Genomic DNA, 17,917 nt, shown 5'->3' with positions numbered 1-17,917 from the left:
TTTCTTTTAGTTCTTTTTTACAATTTGAGCCATTAATTCGGCTTCAGTAACTAACTTTCCGTTCGCATAGGCGCTAGCCTGCATGTGGCAGATTCCGCGACGGATCGGAGATAATAATGTCAGTTTGAAAATTAAAGTATCACCTGGTAAAACTTTATGTTTGAATTTTACGTTGTCTATTTTCATGAAATAGGTCAGGTAATTTTCAGGATCCGGAACCGTGCTTAAAATTAAAATACCTCCCGTTTGAGCCATAGCTTCAATAATCAAAACACCCGGCATTACAGGAGCTCCCGGAAAGTGACCTACGAAGAATTCTTCATTCATCGTAACATTTTTCAATCCGACAACGTGGCTGTCTGACATTTCCAAAATTCGGTCTACCAACAAAAACGGATTTCTGTGTGGCAACATCGCCATGATTTTAGTCACATCCATCAAAGGTTCTTTGTTTAAATCAAAAACAGGAACCTGATTTTTCTGTTCGTTTTTAATAATCTTAGACATTTTTTTGGCAAACATCGTGTTTACGAAATGTCCTGGCTTATTAGCAATAACTTTTCCTTTAATTTTTGTTCCGATTAAAGCCAAATCCCCTACCACATCAAGCAATTTGTGACGTGCAGCTTCGTTTGGATAATGCAATGTAAGATTATCTAAAACTCCGTTTGGTTTCACCGAAATGTTATCTTTTCCGAAAGCTACTTTCAAACGCTCCATCGTTTCAGTAGAAATTTCTTTATCCACATAAACAATAGCGTTATTCAAGTCTCCTCCTTTAATCAATCCGTGTTGTAATAATCCTTCCAGTTCATGAAGGAAACTAAAGGTACGGCAATCAGCGATTTCGGTTTTGAATTCACCAATGGACTTCATTGTTGCATTTTGTGTGCCTAACACTTTTGTTCCGAAATCAACCATAGCGGTGACGCAGTATTCCTCAGAAGGAATAATCGTGATTTCACTTCCTGTAGCTTCATCAGTATAAGAAATAACTTCTTTAACTACATAAACATTACGCTCGGCTTCCTGCTCGACAACACCAGCTTTTTCAATAGCTTCCACAAAATATTTAGACGAACCATCCATGATCGGCGGTTCAGAAGCATTTAATTCTATGATAACGTTATCTACATCACATCCAACGAAAGCAGCTAAAACGTGCTCCGAAGTTTGGATTTTAACGCCTAATTTTTCAAGGTTAGTACCTCTTTGTGTATTTACAACATAATTGGCATCCGCTTCAATGATAGGTTCTCCTTCAAGATCGACACGAACAAATGTAAATCCGTTGTTTACCGGTGCCGGTTTAAATGTCATGGTTACTTCCTGACCGGTGTGCAACCCTACTCCTTTTAATGAAACTTCGTTTTTAATGGTTGTTTGCTTAACCATGGTTTATTTATTTTAGTTTAGTTAGTTTTTTTATTTTTTAACTTGTGTATGTCGTCTACGATTTTAGGGAGATTTTTAAAATGAACATACGATTTACTGAAATCGGTATAATTGAAAGACGGACTTCCCTGAATCGCTTCGCCGTCCTTTATGTTTTTTCCAACTCCTGATTGTGCTTGGATCCTAACGTTATTGCCGATGGTTAAATGTCCTACAATACCAACCTGTCCGCCAATCATGCAGTTTTTACCTATTTTAGTAGATCCGGCAACACCAGTTTGCGATGCAATAACCGTATTTTCACCGATTTCCACATTATGTGCGATTTGAATCTGATTGTCCAATTTAACCCCTTTTCGGATAACAGTTGAGCCTAAAGTAGCACGGTCAATGGTGGTACAGGAACCGATATCTACATTATCTTCGATGATTACATTTCCTATTTGTGGTACTTTCGAATAAGTTCCGTCCTCTTGTGGTGCAAATCCGAAACCGTCCGATCCGATGATGGAACCGGAATGAATTGTACAGTTTTTGCCAATTTCTGTTTCAGAATATATTCTGACTCCGGCAAACAAAACGGTATTGTCGCCGATAATTACGTTATCCCCAATAAAACTGTTTGGATAAATCTTTACGTTGTCCCCGATTTTCACGTTTTTACCGATGTAACAAAAACTTCCCAAATACAGGTTTTCTCCGTACTCGACGTTTTCAGAAATAACGGAAGGTTGTTCTATACCGGATTTCATCAGTTTCACCTGATTGTAGTATTCCAGAAGTTTTGAAAAGGATTTATAGGCATCTTCCACTTTAATTAAAGTAGTTGTGATTTCCTGTTCAGGTTCAAAAGTCGAATTTACAATAGTAATGGTCGCTTTTGTGGTGTATATGTGATTTAGGTATTTCGGATTAGCTAAAAAAGTCAGTGAACCTTCTGTTCCTTCTTCTATTTTAGCCAATTTAAAGACTTCCGCTGAAGGATTTCCAACAACTTCGCCTTCTAAAATACCTGCTATTTGTTCTGCCGTAAATTTCATCTTATAAGATTTTATTTGCTATCGGTATAAGACGGAACGCGCAAATTTCTGTTTGTTGCATGTCTGTATTTAACATAGCTCGTTTCATCAGTGCAAAAATATAAAATTAAATCAAATCTGAAGTTTCCAAGAGTACTTTTGGAAAACAGACATAATATTTGGTTACCGGTTTCGATAATGCTTTTAAATTCAGCTGATCAGAAGCTTCCACCACATCTTCTATGGTTTTATCCTTCTTATAAATATGAATCGGTTCTCCTGTTTTATTGTAAGCCTGGTTCTTGATTTTTCCTTTGAATATGAAATATTCCGCTTCTTTATCGGTTAAATTATGAAGCTGCATCATTTTCGATTTTAAATCAGATATTTGTTGCTTCTCTACTTTTTCCGACACCATCTTAATTTTGAGTAGATCGCGATTAATGATCATTTTACTTAAGGAAGACAGCACAAAATCGTCGTGAAACTGCCATGTTTTTATAGCGCTTACAATATCAAAATCATCTAATAACGCGAACTTTTTACGTATTGTCGTGTCAAAACTGTCCAAGGTGATTTTATTCTGCATAAAAAACTGCAACGGTTCACTGCAAGGCAATACTTCACCTTTTTGGGTAAGTTCTTTGGCCCGTTTCAGAATTTTTGTTAGTGTTAATTCGGCCACCAGACTGGTTTTATGCAGATAGGCCTGCCAATACATCAATCGTCTTGCCACCAAAAACTGTTCAACCGAATAAATCCCTTTTTCCTCAATTACCAAAACGTCGTCCACCACGTGCATCATCTGAATCAGTCGTTCCGAATTGATATTCCCTTCAGCCACACCGGTATAAAAACTGTCACGTTTCAAGTAATCCATTCTGTCCATATCTAACTGACTGGAAATGAGTTGCAACATAAATCTTCTATGATATTCCCCTTTGAAAATTTGAATTGCCAACGATAATTTTCCTTCAAATTCACGATTCAGTTCGTTCATAAACAGTAATGAAATTTCTTCGTGATGAACGTCTTCCACGATACTGTGTTCCATCGCATGCGAAAAAGGTCCGTGTCCTATATCGTGCAATAAAATCGCAATGTAAAGTGCATTTTCTTCCTCTTCCGAAATCACAACTTCTTTAAAACGTAGCGTCTGAACCGCTTTCTGCATAATGTGCAAACAACCTAAGGCATGATGGAAACGGGTATGATGTGCCCCTGGGTAAACGAGATACGACATTCCCATCTGAGAAATGCGTCTTAATCGCTGAAAATAAGGATGTTGTATTAAATCGTAAATTAAGGTATTGGGAATGGTTATAAAACCATAAATAGGGTCATTTAATATTTTGAGCTTGTTAATCTGAGTCACGCAGTATACTATTTGAAAACAAATATAAGAAAATTAACATTGGCAACTCATTTCTTATTTATCTGATATAAAAAACCATCCGAAAGGCAACCGTCTGGACATATCTCTAAAAAATAGTGTGCAGGTTATGCAGATTGAAAAGATTTGTACGGATTTCATATTTTCATTAAAAAATTCAGCCACAAATTCACTAATTAATTTTTACAAATTAGTGAATTCGTGGCCAAAATTTCATTTAAATATTTGTGTCCAGACGGTTGCCTTTCAGGTGGCTTTCTTAGGTCATAAATAAATTACCAAATCATAACCCTCATGCTTTCAGGGCGGTACATTTTATCTCCTTCTTTGATTTTGAAAGTAGTATAAAATTCAGGTATATTACTTAATGGTCCGTTGATTCTGAATTGCGCCGGCGCGTGAACATCCGTCATAATCTGTTGTGATAAGGCTTCCTCCTTAACATTTACCATCCAGGCATAACCGTAGGCAAGAAAGAATCGCTCATTCGGAGTCAAACCTGCAATTTTCTGATTGCTTTTGAATTGAGCTGTTTTCTTAAATGCCTCATACCCCATCAGTACACCGCCTAAATCAGCAATATTTTCACCTTGTGTTGCATCTCCATTTACAAATTTGCCTTTCAAAACCTCATATTTATTGAACTGATCAACGATCAGTTTCGTTTTGGCTTTGAATTTTGACATATCTTCGTCAGTCCACCAATTGTTAAGGTTTCCTTTTTCGTCATACTGACTTCCCTGATCGTCGAAACCATGAGTGATTTCATGTCCGAATGTCGATCCGCCGATAATTCCGTACAATACCGCATCATCCGGCATTCTTCCTTCAAATCCGGGAACGATAATGTTACAGGCCGGTACGCAAATTTCGTTATTACTCGGATTGTAGTAAGCATTATACGTTTGCGGATACATGCCCCACTCGGTTCTGTCAACCGATTTTCCGTATTTTGCAATCATATAATCGTATTCCCATTTGTTGGTATTCATTACATTGGTACAATACGATTTTCTGTCGATGGAAACGCTGCTCATGTCTTTCCATTTGTCGGGATAACCAACTTTCATTACAATTTTACTTAGCTTGGTCAAAGCCTTTTGTTTGGTTGCCGGACTCATCCAGTCTAATTTTTTGATATGATCGGCATAAACGTCTCTGATGTTATTCCCTATTTCCAAAAGTTTTTCTTTGGTTCCTTTTGGCAGATATTCATCTACATAAACCTGTCCGATTAATTCACCTAATGAAGCATCCGTGCGTCCCACTACCCTTTTCCATCTAGGTTTCTGTTTGGTAACACCATTCATTACTGTTGAATAGAACTTGAAATTCTGCAAATCGATTGCTTTATTTAAATACGGTGCATAACTGTCGATTAAATTCCATTTTAAATATACTTTCCAGTCTTCAATTGTGTATTTTTTAGCCAACTGATTCAGTCCTTTGTAAAACTCGGGCTGACCGACAATTACAGAATCGGCTTTAGCTACTTTCATGGTAGCCAGCATTTTATCAACATTTAAATTCGGAGCCAGCGCTTTAAATTGAGCAACCGACATTTTATTGTAATTTTTGATCGGATCACGAAGTGCTTCTAATTTACGGGAAGCTGTGGCCAATTCGGTTTCCATTTTCATGATGGTTGCTGCGTTTTTAGCTGCCGAAGTATTATCCTGACCAATGAGCTGTAGCATAGCCTGAACGTGTTTCACATATTCTTTTCGGATATTTGTTGTTTGCTCATCGGTATTGAAATAGTAATCACGATCACCTAATCCTAAACCTCCCTGAGAGAAGAACAATGCATATTTCGTACTGTTTTTATCGTCCTGACCCAAGTAAAAATTAAAGGCCGGACTTGTACCGATGGTATGCATGTGAGCAATGGTTTCTGTTAAGGAAGACGCGTCTTTTACCGCATCGATACGGGATATTTCAGCTTTTAACGGATTGATTCCTGCTTTTTCAATGGCAAGAGAGTCCATTCCTGAAGCGTAGAAATCCCCAATTTTTTGCTTGTTGCTTCCTTTAGCAGAATCTTTATCTTCAGCTGATTTAATACAAATCGTTTTTATTTGGGCGTTAATGGTATCTCCGATGGTTCTAAAAATCCCGTTACTGCTTTCGGTTTCAGGTATTGGATGCTTTTTGAACCAGCCCCCATTGGCATAATGGAAAAAATCTTCTCCCGGACTTAGAGTCGTGTCGCGGTTCATGGCTAACGGATCGGGTTGAATTAATTCGGAAGTTTCGTTGTTTTTACAACTTGTTAAAGCCAAAGTGGTTCCTGCAACAAGTAGCGTAACGTGTTTTAATTTCATAAATTTTATAATTTGATTGACTTGATTAGTGCTTTCAAAGATATCTTATTCTAACATTCTTTACAAATCGACCGTAAAATGTTATAATTTAAAATCCTTGAAAAGCAATTTCAATTCAGTTGAAACACAACAAGTTGTTTTACAATGATTTATATTGTTTAAAAATGTTAAAATTCGTAACTTTACTGGCTTTGGTTAATCAGAACGTTTACGGGTTACGGAAAAACACAGATACTAAAAAATCAGTACGTTTTTGATCGGGAAGTTAAAAAAGCCGTCCCTAATGTGAAGGGAAGACGAAATAACAAGTCGACATTTATAAGATGCCGCAACTAAAAGAAGTCCGCTTCAATAAAAAATATCCATTGCTTTTGAGTTAGTTAGCACGGATAGTACTGCAGCGGACTTTGACTGTTTTGTTATTTCTGAACAAATACATCGTTTATAATCGCATCGCAAATAAAAAAAACAGTGGTGAACCTGCGGTATGGTAAAAAAACTACCGCTTCAGGAAAATATAACAAACATTTTTTTACAATAATTTTAACCGCATTCCGTTGATAAAAACATAAATTGCAACATTAAATTACTGAACACATCATTATGAGCGATATCAAAATACTTTGGGTAGACGATGAAATTGATTTACTTAAACCACACATCTTATTTCTGGAAAAAAAAGGATATGACGTAACTACCTGTAATAACGGGCAGGATGCCATTGATTTGTTTGATCAGGAGAATTATGACATCGTATTCCTTGATGAAAACATGCCCGGTTTGAGCGGATTGGAAACCTTAGCCGAAATTAAGGAGAAAAAATCAGCCACGCCTGTAATTATGATTACCAAAAGTGAGGAAGAATATATCATGGAAGAAGCTATCGGTGCCAAAATCGCCGATTACCTTATAAAACCCGTAAACCCGAACCAGATTCTTCTGAGTTTAAAAAAGAACCTGGATCACTCGCGCCTTATTTCGGAAAAAACCACTTTGGATTACCAAAAAGAATTCAGAAAGATTGCTATGGATATGGCTATGGTTAACACTTATGAAGATTGGGTGGAACTGTACAAAAAGTTGTTGTTCTGGGAAATCGAATTGGAAAATATCGAAGATCAGAGCATGATGGAAATATTGGAGAGTCAGAAAATCGAAGCCAATTCGCAATTCGGTAAGTTTATCGAGAAAAACTATGAGAAATGGTTCACTTCTGACGAAAACCGTCCTTTTCTTTCACATGAAATCTTCAGAAAACTGGTTGTTCCCGAAATCCGGAAAAAAGACAAACCCATTTTGTTTGTTGTGATCGATAATTTGCGCTACGATCAGTGGAAAGCCTTTGAAAGCGTAGTGAACAACCATTACAAACTTGAAAAGGAGAGCAGTTATTTTGCGATTCTCCCAACCGCCACACAATATGCGCGTAATGCAATTTTTTCGGGTTTAACTCCTCTGGAGATGGAGAAAAACTATCCTCAATATTGGAGAAATGACACCGATGAAGGTGGAAAAAACATGTTTGAGGCCGAGTTTTTAACCGAGCAATTAAAACGCCTGCGCATCGATATCAAACAGGAATATTATAAAATCACCAATTTTAAAGACGGGAAAAAATTAGTCGACAACTTCAAAGGGTTGAAAGGAAACGATTTGACAACAATCGTTTACAACTTTGTAGACATGCTTTCCCATGCCAAAACCGAAATGGATGTAGTTAAGGAATTAGCCTCTAACGATAAGGCCTATCGCTCCTTAACGTTGAGCTGGTTCAGAAATTCTCCGTTGCTTGAAATTATTCAGCAGGCACAGCAAATGGGCTTCCGGTTAATTATAACAACTGATCACGGAACCATTAACTGTAAAAATCCTTCAAAGGTAATCGGTGACAAACAAACAAGTTTGAATTTACGTTACAAAACAGGACGCAGTCTAACTTATGAGGAAAAAGACGTTTATGCGGTGAAGGATCCGAAGAAAATTGGTTTACCGGCCATAAATATGAGCAGTTCTTTCATTTTTGCAAAAAACGATTTGTTCCTGGCCTATGTGAATAATTATAACCATTATGTAAGTTATTACCGTAATACCTACCAGCACGGCGGAATTTCATTGGAAGAAATGATTGTACCCTTCTTGGTTTTCAATCCAAAATAGGTATATTTGATTTGTGAATTTCTTACAATCAAATAAAAGCCTGTACAATCATGGAAATTACGTTTACACTTGAAGAGATTGATGATGTTGTAAAACAGATATTCGCGCACAGTATAAAAAAAGTGGTTACTTTCCACGCCGATATGGGTGTGGGAAAAACCACGCTAATTAAAGCCCTTGTACATTATCTCGGAGTCAAACACATGGCTTCAAGCCCGACATTTTCGTTGGTTAACGAATATAAGGCAGCCAACGGAGACTTGATTTATCATTTTGATTTGTATCGGTTAAATTCGGAGGAAGAAGCATACGATATGGGAATTGACGAGTATTTCTACTCAGGACACTGGTGCTTTATCGAATGGCCGGAAAAAACACCAAATCTGATTCCGCTCGACCACTCGGCAATACACATTAAACTTTTGCCAAACGGAAAACGTCATTTGACTGTTAAATGATTGTTGTATGTTGCCAAAATTTCGTAATTTGTACACAATTCACACAACTAAAGCATGTCGATAACCCCTTTTTCCAAACACCAGCTGCTGCCACAAGAAGAGAAGTTGGAGATATTAAAACACAAGAGTGAGCTTTTTATCGGAATTCCTAAGGAAACATCCTATCAGGAACGACGTATCTGTCTTACACCTGATGCTGTTAATTCACTTACTTCACATGGACATCGTGTTCTTATTGAAGCGGGCGCAGGAGAAAGTTCAAGTTTTTCGGATAAAGAATACAGTGATGCCGGTGCAGAAATTACAAGTGATACCAAAAAGGTTTTCGGTTGCCCGATGATTCTTAAAGTGGAACCGCCTACATTTGGTGAAATCGAAATGATGAATCCGCAAACGATTCTTATTTCAGCAATACAATTAAAAACACAGAAAAAAGCGTATTTTGAAGCATTGGCCGAAAAACGCGTAACAGCCTTAGCTTTCGAATTCATAAAGGACGAAGACGGTTCTTATCCGGCTGTAAAATCACTCAGTGAAATTGCCGGGACTGCCTCAATTTTAATTGCCTCCGAACTAATGATTAATCAATCGATCGGAAAAGGACTGTTGTTTGGAAATATTACCGGCATACGTCCTACAGAAGTTGTCATTCTTGGTGCAGGAACCGTTGCCGAATATGCAGCAAGAACAGCAATCGGATTAGGTGCGACTGTGAAAGTATTTGACAATTCCATTACGAAATTGCGCCAGTTGCAAAACACATTAAACCAACGTATTTTTACTTCCACCATTCAGGAAAAATCATTACTGAAGGCTTTACGCCGATGTGATGTTGCAATCGGAGCCATGCGCGGAAAAAACCGAACTCCGGTTGTGGTAACAGAAACAATGGTAGAACACATGAAAAAAGGTGCGGTGATTGTTGATGTCAGTATCGATACCGGCGGTTGCTTTGAAACATCCGAAATAACAACACACGAAAAACCAACTTTCATCAAGAATAACGTAATTCACTACTGTGTGCCTAATATTCCGTCCCGTTATTCAAAAACGGCTTCCATGTCGATAAGTAATATCATAACACCGTCCTTATTAAAAATAGCTGAAGATGGTGGTTTGGAAATGGCAATCCGGTGCGACAGGGGATTAAAAAACGGTGTTTACTTCTATCACGGTATCTTAACCAATAAATCCATTTCCGATTGGTTCAATATTCCCTACAGAGATATAAACCTGATTGTATTTTAGTTGGCAATAGCCGATAGTTTGCTTACTTTTGCAGCAAATTAATTACCATGAAATTCGTACATCGTTTAGCGTATTATCTTTTCGGACTGCTTTTGGGCGGTATGTTCTTAGTGTTTTTCTTTAATCAAAAGAAAACGGAATTTTGTTATATGCCAAATTGCAGGGTTTTAAAGGATTTGCGAAGCAAGCCCATTTCCTACTCAAAAGAAGCTGAAGCTAAATTCAGTGAAAAATGGGTAACTATTGAAGATGTTAAAAATTGTCTGCAATACGGAGACGTCGATTTCGATAAAAGCAACAAACCATACGAACAAGGGAAGTTATACATCATTGAAGGTAAAAACACTAAAAATGAAGCTATTACCGTTGAGATGGTTAATTATACCGAAAGAGTTGTTTTGAAAGACATCAAAAAACAATAAAAAAATAATCAAAACCCTTGCAAAATCAAAATCCTGATGTATATTTGCACCGCAATCAGGAACAACTGAAAGCATTTATTGGGGCGATTAGCTCAGCTGGTTCAGAGCACCTCGTTTACACCGAGGGGGTCGGGGGTTCGAACCCCTCATCGCCCACCAAAAATTACAAAACTCCAAAATCATTTGATTTTGGAGTTTTTTTTTGGCTCGAAACTTATTTGATCAATATTTTAATTTTCCCCACAACTTTTAGTATTAATTCGTTTTATACGCTTTTTTGGTATCGTTTATAACTAACTATTTAAGTTGTTTTTATGTCTCTTTTTTCTTGAGACATCGTCCTCTCGGCTCATCGCCCTCATGAAGCACAATTTCGGAATGTAAGAACTGTGCGGCCTCTGCAGAATCTTTTACTTTAGTGGCACTACGCTCTAGCATTTCAGATTCAAACTCAGTTAATACACTTTCCCTCACTCCAACTTTTCTCCAGTGAGATAATGATTTACATCCTTTTGATATTCCTCTTGCCAGCGTGAGCGCATCCAGTAGCGCTTGATTCGCACCCTGTCCTTTGAATGGACTCATTGGGTGAGCTGCATCTCCGATCAGAGTCACTTGACCCCCTTTCTCCAACAATTCTGACTTGAGTAATTCTCGGTCATACACGGGATAGCCAGAAATCTGAGCTTCCATAGTCGCCGCTAAAATCTGAGGGACGGGATCATGCCACTGCGTTCTGCGACAAGCCTCTTCCTTGAGTGCTTGAGGTCCTTTGGCACTTAACGCCTTAGCCTCTTTTTCAGGCATTGGAAAGCTAAGTTGCCACATCACCGAGTCTGAAGTATAAGGCATCATGTAGATCCGCTCATTGCCATTGGCGGTTTGAAATACAGTGGCTGAGTCCAATAAAGTAGTATTAAGATCTCCGAGAGCTTTCAAAGGACAAATACCTAATATCACAATACAGCCCAAGTAACGTAAAGGGGTAATATTCTCACCAATCAACAACCTCCTCACCGAACTGCGGATACCATCGGCTCCAACCACAAGATCCGCCTTGGCGCTCTTTATCTCCCCGTTCACTTGAAAGGTCAGATCAACTCCTTCACCCTCGCCCTCACATTCCTTAAAATCTATTAACTGGTGTCCCCACTGTACCGCATCATGTCCGCCGAGTTGCTCAAGTAAGGCTAAACGCAAAGATTGCCTTGCGATATGCACATTTGTACGTTTCGGAGACTTTTTCGCATCTGACTGCATCCACTTTCTGATACCCCATTCACCGATCACTTTTCCTTCTGTAGTATGAACCACATGCCTTGTTGAAATCACTTCTTCTTCTAACGAGAAAATCCCCAAACCCTCGATCGCTTTACTAGCTTGTTGTAAAGTGAGTCCGTAACCCTGAGATCGGGCATTGAAGTTGTTATCACGCTCATAAAGAGTAAAGGGGATTCCGCGGTGCAAACAAGCCACAGCCAGCGCCACTCCTCCTATACCAGCGCCAATAATAGCAACGTGCGGATAGTTTTCATTATCTGTTATAGGATGGCTGACTGAAGACAGTAGTCCGGATCCGGTACAGTCCAAACATAAGGATTGATGAGCCTTAGGACGAACTGGAGCTGTTCCTTCGCCTTTCGTTTTTTCAAACTGATCGAGTGCTATCTGGTAGCGGAGTCGCACTTTCTTGTTCAGCCTTTGACTTTTTTTGCCGCGTCCCAGACATTCGGGACAAATAGTCCAGTTTACTCTTTCATTTTCCGCTTTTTTCACTTCCATTTATTTAACTTGATCCTTACTACTCTTTATAGGAAAAAACTCAGCTGTTCCGGTTGATGACGAGCCTAAGAGCAAAATAGCGATTATGACTTTCATTACTTCTATATAATTTAACGTCAGAAATTTATATTTTTCAGCGCGCTTTGCCGCTTGTGACAGTAGCGTAAGTTTAAGACAAAAAATTAGCGTTGCAAAACTACTTTTTTCAAATTGAAATAGAAAGGATTTCTCAAGGCTATTTTATTGAAATTTTCTTCAAATCCTGCAAAAAATGGTTTGCAAAAAAGGTTCTTAAAAACCACCATTTTAAGCACTTTAATTGAGGTGCTTTTTTTATGCACTAATTTTATGTAATTTCCGTTAGTATTCAAAAAACAATACTGATGAATAATAAACCTCTAGGCCACGCAGCTGTTAATTCATTTTTAATTTCTCAGCTTTTATTCTTTATTGATGAAGGATATTACGACTTCAGATGGATGACCAACATTGGAAACTGGCTGGTATTTATCTTCTATTTAGTAGTGTTAACAGGCATTTTGTACCTGATTAATTTAGGATTGCAAAAAATGAACATCAGCAACTATGTGATGCTGGGAATTAACATCTTTGTTTTTCCGATCATTTTGTTAATGATGTTCAATTATCTTTAAAATAAAAAACTCCGAATCGCTTCGGAGTTTTTCAGTATTCTTATAATTTTCTTCTTTTCTTTTCGGTTTCCAGAAGCATCAGCTCTCTTCCGGTTTGTCCGGCAACAGAAGTATTTTCCTGAGCACGACGGATAAGGTACGGCATTACATCACGAACCGGACCGAAAGGCAGGTATTTTGCAACATTATAGCCGTTTTCCGCTAAATTGTAACTGATGTTATCACTCATACCATACAACTGACCGAACCAGATGCGATTATCGTTTTTAGATATTCCTTTCTGATTCATCAATTCCATTAACTTATACGAGCTCAATTCATTGTGAGTTCCTGCAAAAATGGCCATCGTACTGATATTTTCCATCATATAAGCGATACAAGCGTCGTAATTATCATCGGTAGCCTGTTTCGAAGCACAAATCGGATTCTTATAACCTTTTTCCTTTGCCCTGTCGGCTTCTTTTTCCATATAAGCACCACGTACCACTTTCATTCCGATATGAAAACCTTCAGCTTTTGCTTGTTCGTTTAATTTTTTAAGATAATCCAAACGATCCCAACGGTACATCTGTAATGTGTTAAAAATCAAAGCTTTGCTTTTGTTGTATTTACGCATCATGTCGGTAACCAAATCATCAGCAGCTTCCTGCATCCAGCTTTCTTCGGCGTCAATCAGTATCATCACATCTTTCTCAAAAGCTGTTTTACAGATAGTTTCAAAACGGGATACAATCCTGTTCCATTCTGTTTTTTCCGCTTCCGTCAGCTCTTTCTTCTCTCCTATTTTTTCATACAGAGCAATACGCCCCATACCGGTTGGTTTGAAAACTGCAAAAGGAATCGCTTCTTTCGCTTTGGCAAAATCAATGGTTTTTAAAGTCATTTCCAAAGCGGCATCAAATTGAGCCTCTTCTTCTTTTCCTTCCACAGAATAATCCAGAACGGAAGAAACTCTTTTGGTATACATATTATCGACTACTTTTAGACAGTCATTTTCGCTGACACCACCACAAAAATGATCAAAAACGGTACTTCTGATAATTCCCTCTACCGGAAGATGAAAATTTAGAGCAAAATTGGTTAACGAAGTTCCTATTTTCACTAATGATGGGTTTCCAATCATTTTAAAAAGAAAATGAGCCCTGTTTAATTCCCTGTTATTTTTTAATGAAAAGGCTACTTGCGTATTGTTGAATATTTTTTCCATGGTATATTTATAATTCGGCTTACAAATATACGCAGGGTTTGAGAATAATTGATAAAAAATACCTTATTTTGCTCTTCCTTTAACAATAATTGAAAAAAAATGCACACCATAAACGCCAACGGATATTCGGTTTATTTCAATGATTCTATTTATACTTATTTAAGTACGACGCTTCATCCGGACGTTTATTCAAAATTAATCATCATTGTTGACAGTAAAACAAGTGATTACTGCCTGCCTAATTTCCTTGCGAATTTAGCCACTGAAGTTCCGCTTGAAATTATCGAATTCGAATCGGGTGAAGAGTTTAAAAATATTGAAACCTGTTTTGAAATATGGTCGGCTTTGACCGAACTTGGAGCAGATCGAAAAAGTATCATTATTAATCTGGGCGGTGGCGTTGTTACCGATTTGGGCGGATTTGTGGCTTCCACATTCAAAAGAGGTGTTGAATACATAAATGTACCCACTACCCTTTTGGCGATGGTTGATGCTTCCATTGGCGGTAAAAACGGAGTCGATTTAGGGAATCTGAAAAACCAGATCGGAACCATTACCACTCCGAAAGCTGTTCTGATTGATACACAGTTTTTAGCAACCTTGCCGCAAAATGAAATGCGTTCGGGTTTGGCGGAAATGTTGAAACACGGATTGATTCGGGATAAGTCTTATTGGAACAAATTTAAAAATCTAAATAACTTAGATACAGAGGATCTGGATGGTTTAATTTATGAATCAGTTCATATAAAAAACAATGTCGTTTCACAGGATCCTACCGAAAACGGTATTCGTAAAGCACTTAATTTCGGACACACATTAGGTCATGGCATCGAAAGCTATTTTCTGGAAAACGAAGAAAAAATCACGCTGCTTCACGGAGAAGCAATCGCTGTCGGAATGATTTTGGAAAGTTATATTTCGATGGAAAAAGAATTAATTTCAAAAGAGGAATATCACGAGATTAAATCGGTTATCCTTGCGATGTACGGCGTGGTTGAATTCACACAGAAGGATATCGAACAAATCATAACCTTACTTATTCACGACAAGAAAAATGAATTCGGAAAAGTACAGTTTGCACTCTTAGACGGAATCGGAGATGTAAAAATCAATCAATCTGTGTCGGATGAGCTTATTTTTAAGGCTTTTGCAGATTATAAAATCTAATATTTTTTTATAAAAATCTTTTTTAATACGCTTTATTATTTTCTACATTTGCGCCAATGAAAAAAACACAGAATACACAATTCCGTTCCGACAGAAACAACAGACAAAGCAGACTACTGTTGCGTTTGCAGCGTATTGTTTTTTCCGTGAAAAGTATTCAGAATTTTGATGTTTTTGAATTTACCAATCCACTACATGATGAACTTCAGATAGTATACGCAAATATTAGGGTTTGAAAAGTAAGTTGTTTTAATAAAAAATAGTAATTTTATAATCTAACAACCTATTATTCAGATGAATACTAAATATTACGACTTAATCAATCAAACATTCTATTTTCCTCAGGAAGAATTCACTTTAAATAAAGACAATCTGCAATTTCATGGAATCGACCTAATGAAATTAGTAGAACAATACGGTACTCCGTTAAAATTCACTTACTTACCTAAAATTTCCGAGAACATTAATAAAGCCAAAATGTGGTTTAGAAATGCGATGGAAAAACACCATTATGAGGCTAAGTATTATTACTGCTATTGTACCAAAAGTTCTCATTTCGAATTTATTCTTAACGAGGCTTTAAAAAATAATATCCATCTTGAAACTTCTTCTGCATTTGATATTGATATCATTGAGCGCTTAATGGAGGAAGGAAAAATCAATAAAAACACGTTTGTTGTATGTAACGGGTTCAAACGTGATCAATACGTTACAAACATTGCGCGTTTAATCAACAACGGACATAAAAATACCGTTCCCGTAATTGACAATTTTGAAGAATTGGATTTATTACAGGAGCAAATTGAAGGCAAATTCAAAATCGGAATCCGTATTGCGGCTGAGGAAGAACCTAAATTCGAGTTTTACACTTCTCGTTTAGGGATTGGTTACAAAGACATTGTTCCGTTTTACCGTAAACAAATCCAGGACAATAAGAAAGTGGAATTAAAAATGCTTCACTTCTTTATTAATGCCGGTATTCGTGATACGGCTTACTACTGGAATGAGTTATTAAAATGTATGAAAGTGTACATTGCTCTGAAAAAAGAATGCCCTACACTTGACAGTTTAAATATCGGTGGTGGTTTCCCAATCAAAAATTCATTGGCTTTTGATTATGATTACCAATACATGGTTGACGAAATTTTGAATCAGATTAAAATTGCCTGTGATGAAGCCGAAGTTCCGGTTCCACACATCTTTACCGAATTCGGATCTTTTACCGTTGGAGAATCCGGGGGCGCTTTGTATCAGGTTTTATATCAGAAGAAACAAAATGACCGTGAAAACTGGAACATGATTGATTCTTCCTTCATCACAACTTTACCGGACACCTGGGCTATCAACAAACGTTTCGTTATGATGGCTGTAAACAGATGGAATGACACTTATGAGCGCGTACTTTTAGGAGGATTAACTTGTGATGGTGATGATTACTACAATTCAGAACAACACATGAATGCGGTATATCTGCCAAAATACAATAAAGAAAAACCGCTATATATCGGTTTCTTCAATACTGGAGCTTACCAGGAAACCATTGGTGGATTTGGCGGTTTGAGCCACTGTATTTTACCGCAACCGAAACACATTCTTATTGATAAAGATAAAAATGGAATTTTTGCTACTGAAGTTTTCTCAGAACAGCAAAGAGTCGAAGAAGTATTAGAAATCTTAGGATACAACAAGAAAAAATAATTTCATAACAGAACCAAAATGAGTAAAGGACCTATCAGTCAGTTTATTGAAAAACATTATCTTCATTTTAACTCTGCAGCACTTGTAGATGCGGCAAAAGGATATGAGGAGCATTTATTAGACAACGGAAAAATGATGATTACACTTGCCGGTGCCATGAGTACTGCCGAGCTTGGAAAATCATTAGCCGAAATGATTCGTCAGGATAAGGTACACATCATTTCCTGTACAGGGGCCAATCTTGAAGAAGATATCATGAACCTTGTTGCACACAACTCTTACAAAAGAGTTCCGAATTACCGTGATTTGAGTCCGCAGGAAGAATGGGATTTATTGGAAAATCATTATAATCGTGTAACCGATACTTGTATTCCGGAAGAAGAAGCTTTCCGTCGTTTACAATCGCATTTATTTAACATCTGGAATAATGCGGATTCTAAAGGAGAGCGTTATTTCCCGCATGAGTTCATGTACCAAATGATCAATTCTGGCGTATTGGAACAATATTATGAAATTGATCCTAAAGATTCATGGATGGTGGCTGCTGCAGAAAAAAACCTTCCGATTGTAGTTCCAGGCTGGGAAGACAGTACTATGGGGAATATTTTCTCTTCTTACTGTATCAAAGGCGAATTCAAGGCCACTACAATGAAAAGCGGAATCGAATACATGATGTGGTTAGCAGACTGGTACCCTAAAAACTGTGCCGGGAAAGGAATCGGTTTCTTCCAGATTGGTGGTGGTATTGCAGGTGATTTTCCTATTTGTGTGGTTCCGATGTTGTATCAGGATATGGAAATGCACGATGTTCCGTTTTGGAGCTATTTCTGTCAGATTTCCGATTCGACTACAAGTTACGGTTCGTATTCAGGAGCCGTTCCGAATGAAAAAATCACATGGGGTAAATTAGACATAACTACGCCTAAATTCATTGTGGAATCAGATGCTACCATCGTGGCACCATTGATGTTTGCCTACATTTTAGGATGGTAAT

The 17,917-nt window shown here is 37.6% G+C and carries 15 protein-coding genes and 1 tRNA gene; 10 read left to right on the top strand and 6 right to left on the bottom strand.

The annotated features are described in order from the left end of the window. Positions 1 to 6: 6 nt before the first annotated feature. From FLJC2902T_RS10345 to FLJC2902T_RS10330, 4 genes are all read right to left on the bottom strand, one after another. Positions 7 to 1,395: a bifunctional UDP-3-O-[3-hydroxymyristoyl] N-acetylglucosamine deacetylase/3-hydroxyacyl-ACP dehydratase gene (locus FLJC2902T_RS10345; RefSeq protein ID WP_023579734.1), complete on the bottom strand. Its 1,389-nt coding sequence runs from the start codon at positions 1,393 to 1,395 to the stop codon at positions 7 to 9. A gap of 17 nt (positions 1,396 to 1,412) precedes the next feature. After that, positions 1,413 to 2,435 carry a UDP-3-O-(3-hydroxymyristoyl)glucosamine N-acyltransferase gene (gene lpxD / locus FLJC2902T_RS10340; RefSeq protein WP_023579733.1) on the bottom strand — a complete coding sequence of 341 codons (1,023 nt, stop codon included), beginning with the start codon at positions 2,433 to 2,435 and terminating at the stop codon, positions 1,413 to 1,415. A 106-nt stretch (positions 2,436 to 2,541) separates the two neighbouring features. Beyond that, entirely contained in the window at positions 2,542 to 3,789 is a 1,248-nt protein-coding gene (locus FLJC2902T_RS10335) for an HD domain-containing protein (RefSeq protein WP_023579732.1), read from the bottom strand. A gap of 293 nt (positions 3,790 to 4,082) precedes the next feature. Next, entirely contained in the window at positions 4,083 to 6,131 is a 2,049-nt protein-coding gene (locus FLJC2902T_RS10330; protein ID WP_023579730.1) for a M13 family metallopeptidase, read from the bottom strand. Positions 6,132 to 6,734: 603 nt separating this feature from the next. On the opposite strand from FLJC2902T_RS10330, the gene porX reads away from it, so the two are divergent. The 5 genes from porX to FLJC2902T_RS10305 all read left to right on the top strand — a co-directional run bounded on the left by porX (position 6,735) and on the right by FLJC2902T_RS10305 (position 10,575). Then, positions 6,735 to 8,288: a T9SS response regulator signal transducer PorX gene (porX, locus tag FLJC2902T_RS10325; RefSeq protein ID WP_023579728.1), complete on the top strand. Its 1,554-nt coding sequence runs from the start codon at positions 6,735 to 6,737 to the stop codon at positions 8,286 to 8,288. 50 nt (positions 8,289 to 8,338) lie between these two features. Beyond that, positions 8,339 to 8,746 (top strand): tRNA (adenosine(37)-N6)-threonylcarbamoyltransferase complex ATPase subunit type 1 TsaE, encoded by a 408-nt coding sequence (gene tsaE / locus FLJC2902T_RS10320; protein ID WP_023579727.1) that lies wholly within the window; start codon positions 8,339 to 8,341, stop codon positions 8,744 to 8,746. 54 nt (positions 8,747 to 8,800) lie between these two features. Then, entirely contained in the window at positions 8,801 to 9,994 is a 1,194-nt protein-coding gene (locus FLJC2902T_RS10315) for an alanine dehydrogenase (protein ID WP_023579726.1), read from the top strand. 47 nt (positions 9,995 to 10,041) lie between these two features. Continuing rightward, positions 10,042 to 10,416: a DUF4258 domain-containing protein gene (locus tag FLJC2902T_RS10310; RefSeq protein WP_023579725.1), complete on the top strand. Its 375-nt coding sequence runs from the start codon at positions 10,042 to 10,044 to the stop codon at positions 10,414 to 10,416. Between the two features lie 81 nt (positions 10,417 to 10,497). Then, a tRNA-Val gene (locus FLJC2902T_RS10305) sits at positions 10,498 to 10,575 on the top strand. A 153-nt stretch (positions 10,576 to 10,728) separates the two neighbouring features. Here the strand turns inward: FLJC2902T_RS10305 and FLJC2902T_RS10300 are convergent. Beyond that, the gene (locus FLJC2902T_RS10300) at positions 10,729 to 12,198 is read right to left on the bottom strand and encodes an FAD-dependent oxidoreductase (RefSeq protein ID WP_023579724.1); all 1,470 of its coding nucleotides are present in this window, start codon (positions 12,196 to 12,198) and stop codon (positions 10,729 to 10,731) included. A gap of 383 nt (positions 12,199 to 12,581) precedes the next feature. On the opposite strand from FLJC2902T_RS10300, the gene FLJC2902T_RS10290 reads away from it, so the two are divergent. Further along, positions 12,582 to 12,851 carry a hypothetical protein gene (locus FLJC2902T_RS10290; protein WP_023579722.1) on the top strand — a complete coding sequence of 90 codons (270 nt, stop codon included), beginning with the start codon at positions 12,582 to 12,584 and terminating at the stop codon, positions 12,849 to 12,851. 40 nt (positions 12,852 to 12,891) lie between these two features. Here FLJC2902T_RS10290 and FLJC2902T_RS10285 read toward each other — a convergent pair whose 3' ends face one another. Then, positions 12,892 to 14,058, bottom strand: a complete 1,167-nt coding sequence (locus tag FLJC2902T_RS10285) for a proline dehydrogenase family protein (protein WP_023579721.1) — start codon at positions 14,056 to 14,058, stop codon at positions 12,892 to 12,894. Between the two features lie 99 nt (positions 14,059 to 14,157). Here FLJC2902T_RS10285 and aroB point away from each other — a divergent pair, with 99 nt between their 5' ends. The 4 genes from aroB to FLJC2902T_RS10265 are packed head-to-tail and all read left to right on the top strand — an operon-like array spanning position 14,158 to position 17,916. After that, on the top strand, positions 14,158 to 15,225 hold the full coding sequence (aroB, locus tag FLJC2902T_RS10280; protein WP_023579720.1) for a 3-dehydroquinate synthase: 1,068 nt from the start codon (positions 14,158 to 14,160) through the stop codon (positions 15,223 to 15,225). A gap of 56 nt (positions 15,226 to 15,281) precedes the next feature. Beyond that, complete coding sequence (locus FLJC2902T_RS10275) at positions 15,282 to 15,461, top strand: hypothetical protein (protein WP_023579719.1); 180 nt, start codon at positions 15,282 to 15,284, stop codon at positions 15,459 to 15,461. Between the two features lie 58 nt (positions 15,462 to 15,519). Then, a complete protein-coding gene (locus FLJC2902T_RS10270; RefSeq protein WP_023579718.1) occupies positions 15,520 to 16,923 on the top strand; it encodes a type III PLP-dependent enzyme domain-containing protein in 1,404 nt (467 codons plus the stop codon). 18 nt (positions 16,924 to 16,941) lie between these two features. Then, positions 16,942 to 17,916 carry a deoxyhypusine synthase family protein gene (locus FLJC2902T_RS10265; RefSeq protein WP_023579717.1) on the top strand — a complete coding sequence of 325 codons (975 nt, stop codon included), beginning with the start codon at positions 16,942 to 16,944 and terminating at the stop codon, positions 17,914 to 17,916. The last annotated feature ends 1 nt before the right edge of the window (position 17,917 follow it).

It is taken from the genome of Flavobacterium limnosediminis JC2902, assembly GCF_000498535.1.
Classification (GTDB): Bacteria; Bacteroidota; Bacteroidia; order Flavobacteriales; family Flavobacteriaceae; genus Flavobacterium; species Flavobacterium limnosediminis.
The sequence above is the reverse complement of the archived record's forward strand: the minus strand, read 5'-3'. Positions and strand labels throughout refer to the sequence as shown.

Excerpts from the sequence above, each read along its gene's own strand:
- FLJC2902T_RS10345 (WP_023579734.1), bottom strand. The coding sequence starts at position 1,395 with ATGGTTAAGCAAACAACCATTAAAAACGAAGTTTCATTAAAAGGAGTA.
- lpxD (WP_023579733.1), bottom strand. The coding sequence starts at position 2,435 with ATGAAATTTACGGCAGAACAAATAGCAGGTATTTTAGAAGGCGAAGTT.
- FLJC2902T_RS10330 (WP_023579730.1), bottom strand. The coding sequence starts at position 6,131 with ATGAAATTAAAACACGTTACGCTACTTGTTGCAGGAACCACTTTGGCT.
- porX (WP_023579728.1), top strand. The coding sequence starts at position 6,735 with ATGAGCGATATCAAAATACTTTGGGTAGACGATGAAATTGATTTACTT.
- tsaE (WP_023579727.1), top strand. The coding sequence starts at position 8,339 with ATGGAAATTACGTTTACACTTGAAGAGATTGATGATGTTGTAAAACAG.
- FLJC2902T_RS10315 (WP_023579726.1), top strand. The coding sequence starts at position 8,801 with ATGTCGATAACCCCTTTTTCCAAACACCAGCTGCTGCCACAAGAAGAG.
- FLJC2902T_RS10310 (WP_023579725.1), top strand. The coding sequence starts at position 10,042 with ATGAAATTCGTACATCGTTTAGCGTATTATCTTTTCGGACTGCTTTTG.
- FLJC2902T_RS10300 (WP_023579724.1), bottom strand. The coding sequence starts at position 12,198 with ATGGAAGTGAAAAAAGCGGAAAATGAAAGAGTAAACTGGACTATTTGT.
- FLJC2902T_RS10290 (WP_023579722.1), top strand. The coding sequence starts at position 12,582 with ATGAATAATAAACCTCTAGGCCACGCAGCTGTTAATTCATTTTTAATT.
- FLJC2902T_RS10285 (WP_023579721.1), bottom strand. The coding sequence starts at position 14,058 with ATGGAAAAAATATTCAACAATACGCAAGTAGCCTTTTCATTAAAAAAT.
- aroB (WP_023579720.1), top strand. The coding sequence starts at position 14,158 with ATGCACACCATAAACGCCAACGGATATTCGGTTTATTTCAATGATTCT.
- FLJC2902T_RS10275 (WP_023579719.1), top strand. The coding sequence starts at position 15,282 with ATGAAAAAAACACAGAATACACAATTCCGTTCCGACAGAAACAACAGA.
- FLJC2902T_RS10270 (WP_023579718.1), top strand. The coding sequence starts at position 15,520 with ATGAATACTAAATATTACGACTTAATCAATCAAACATTCTATTTTCCT.
- FLJC2902T_RS10265 (WP_023579717.1), top strand. The coding sequence starts at position 16,942 with ATGAGTAAAGGACCTATCAGTCAGTTTATTGAAAAACATTATCTTCAT.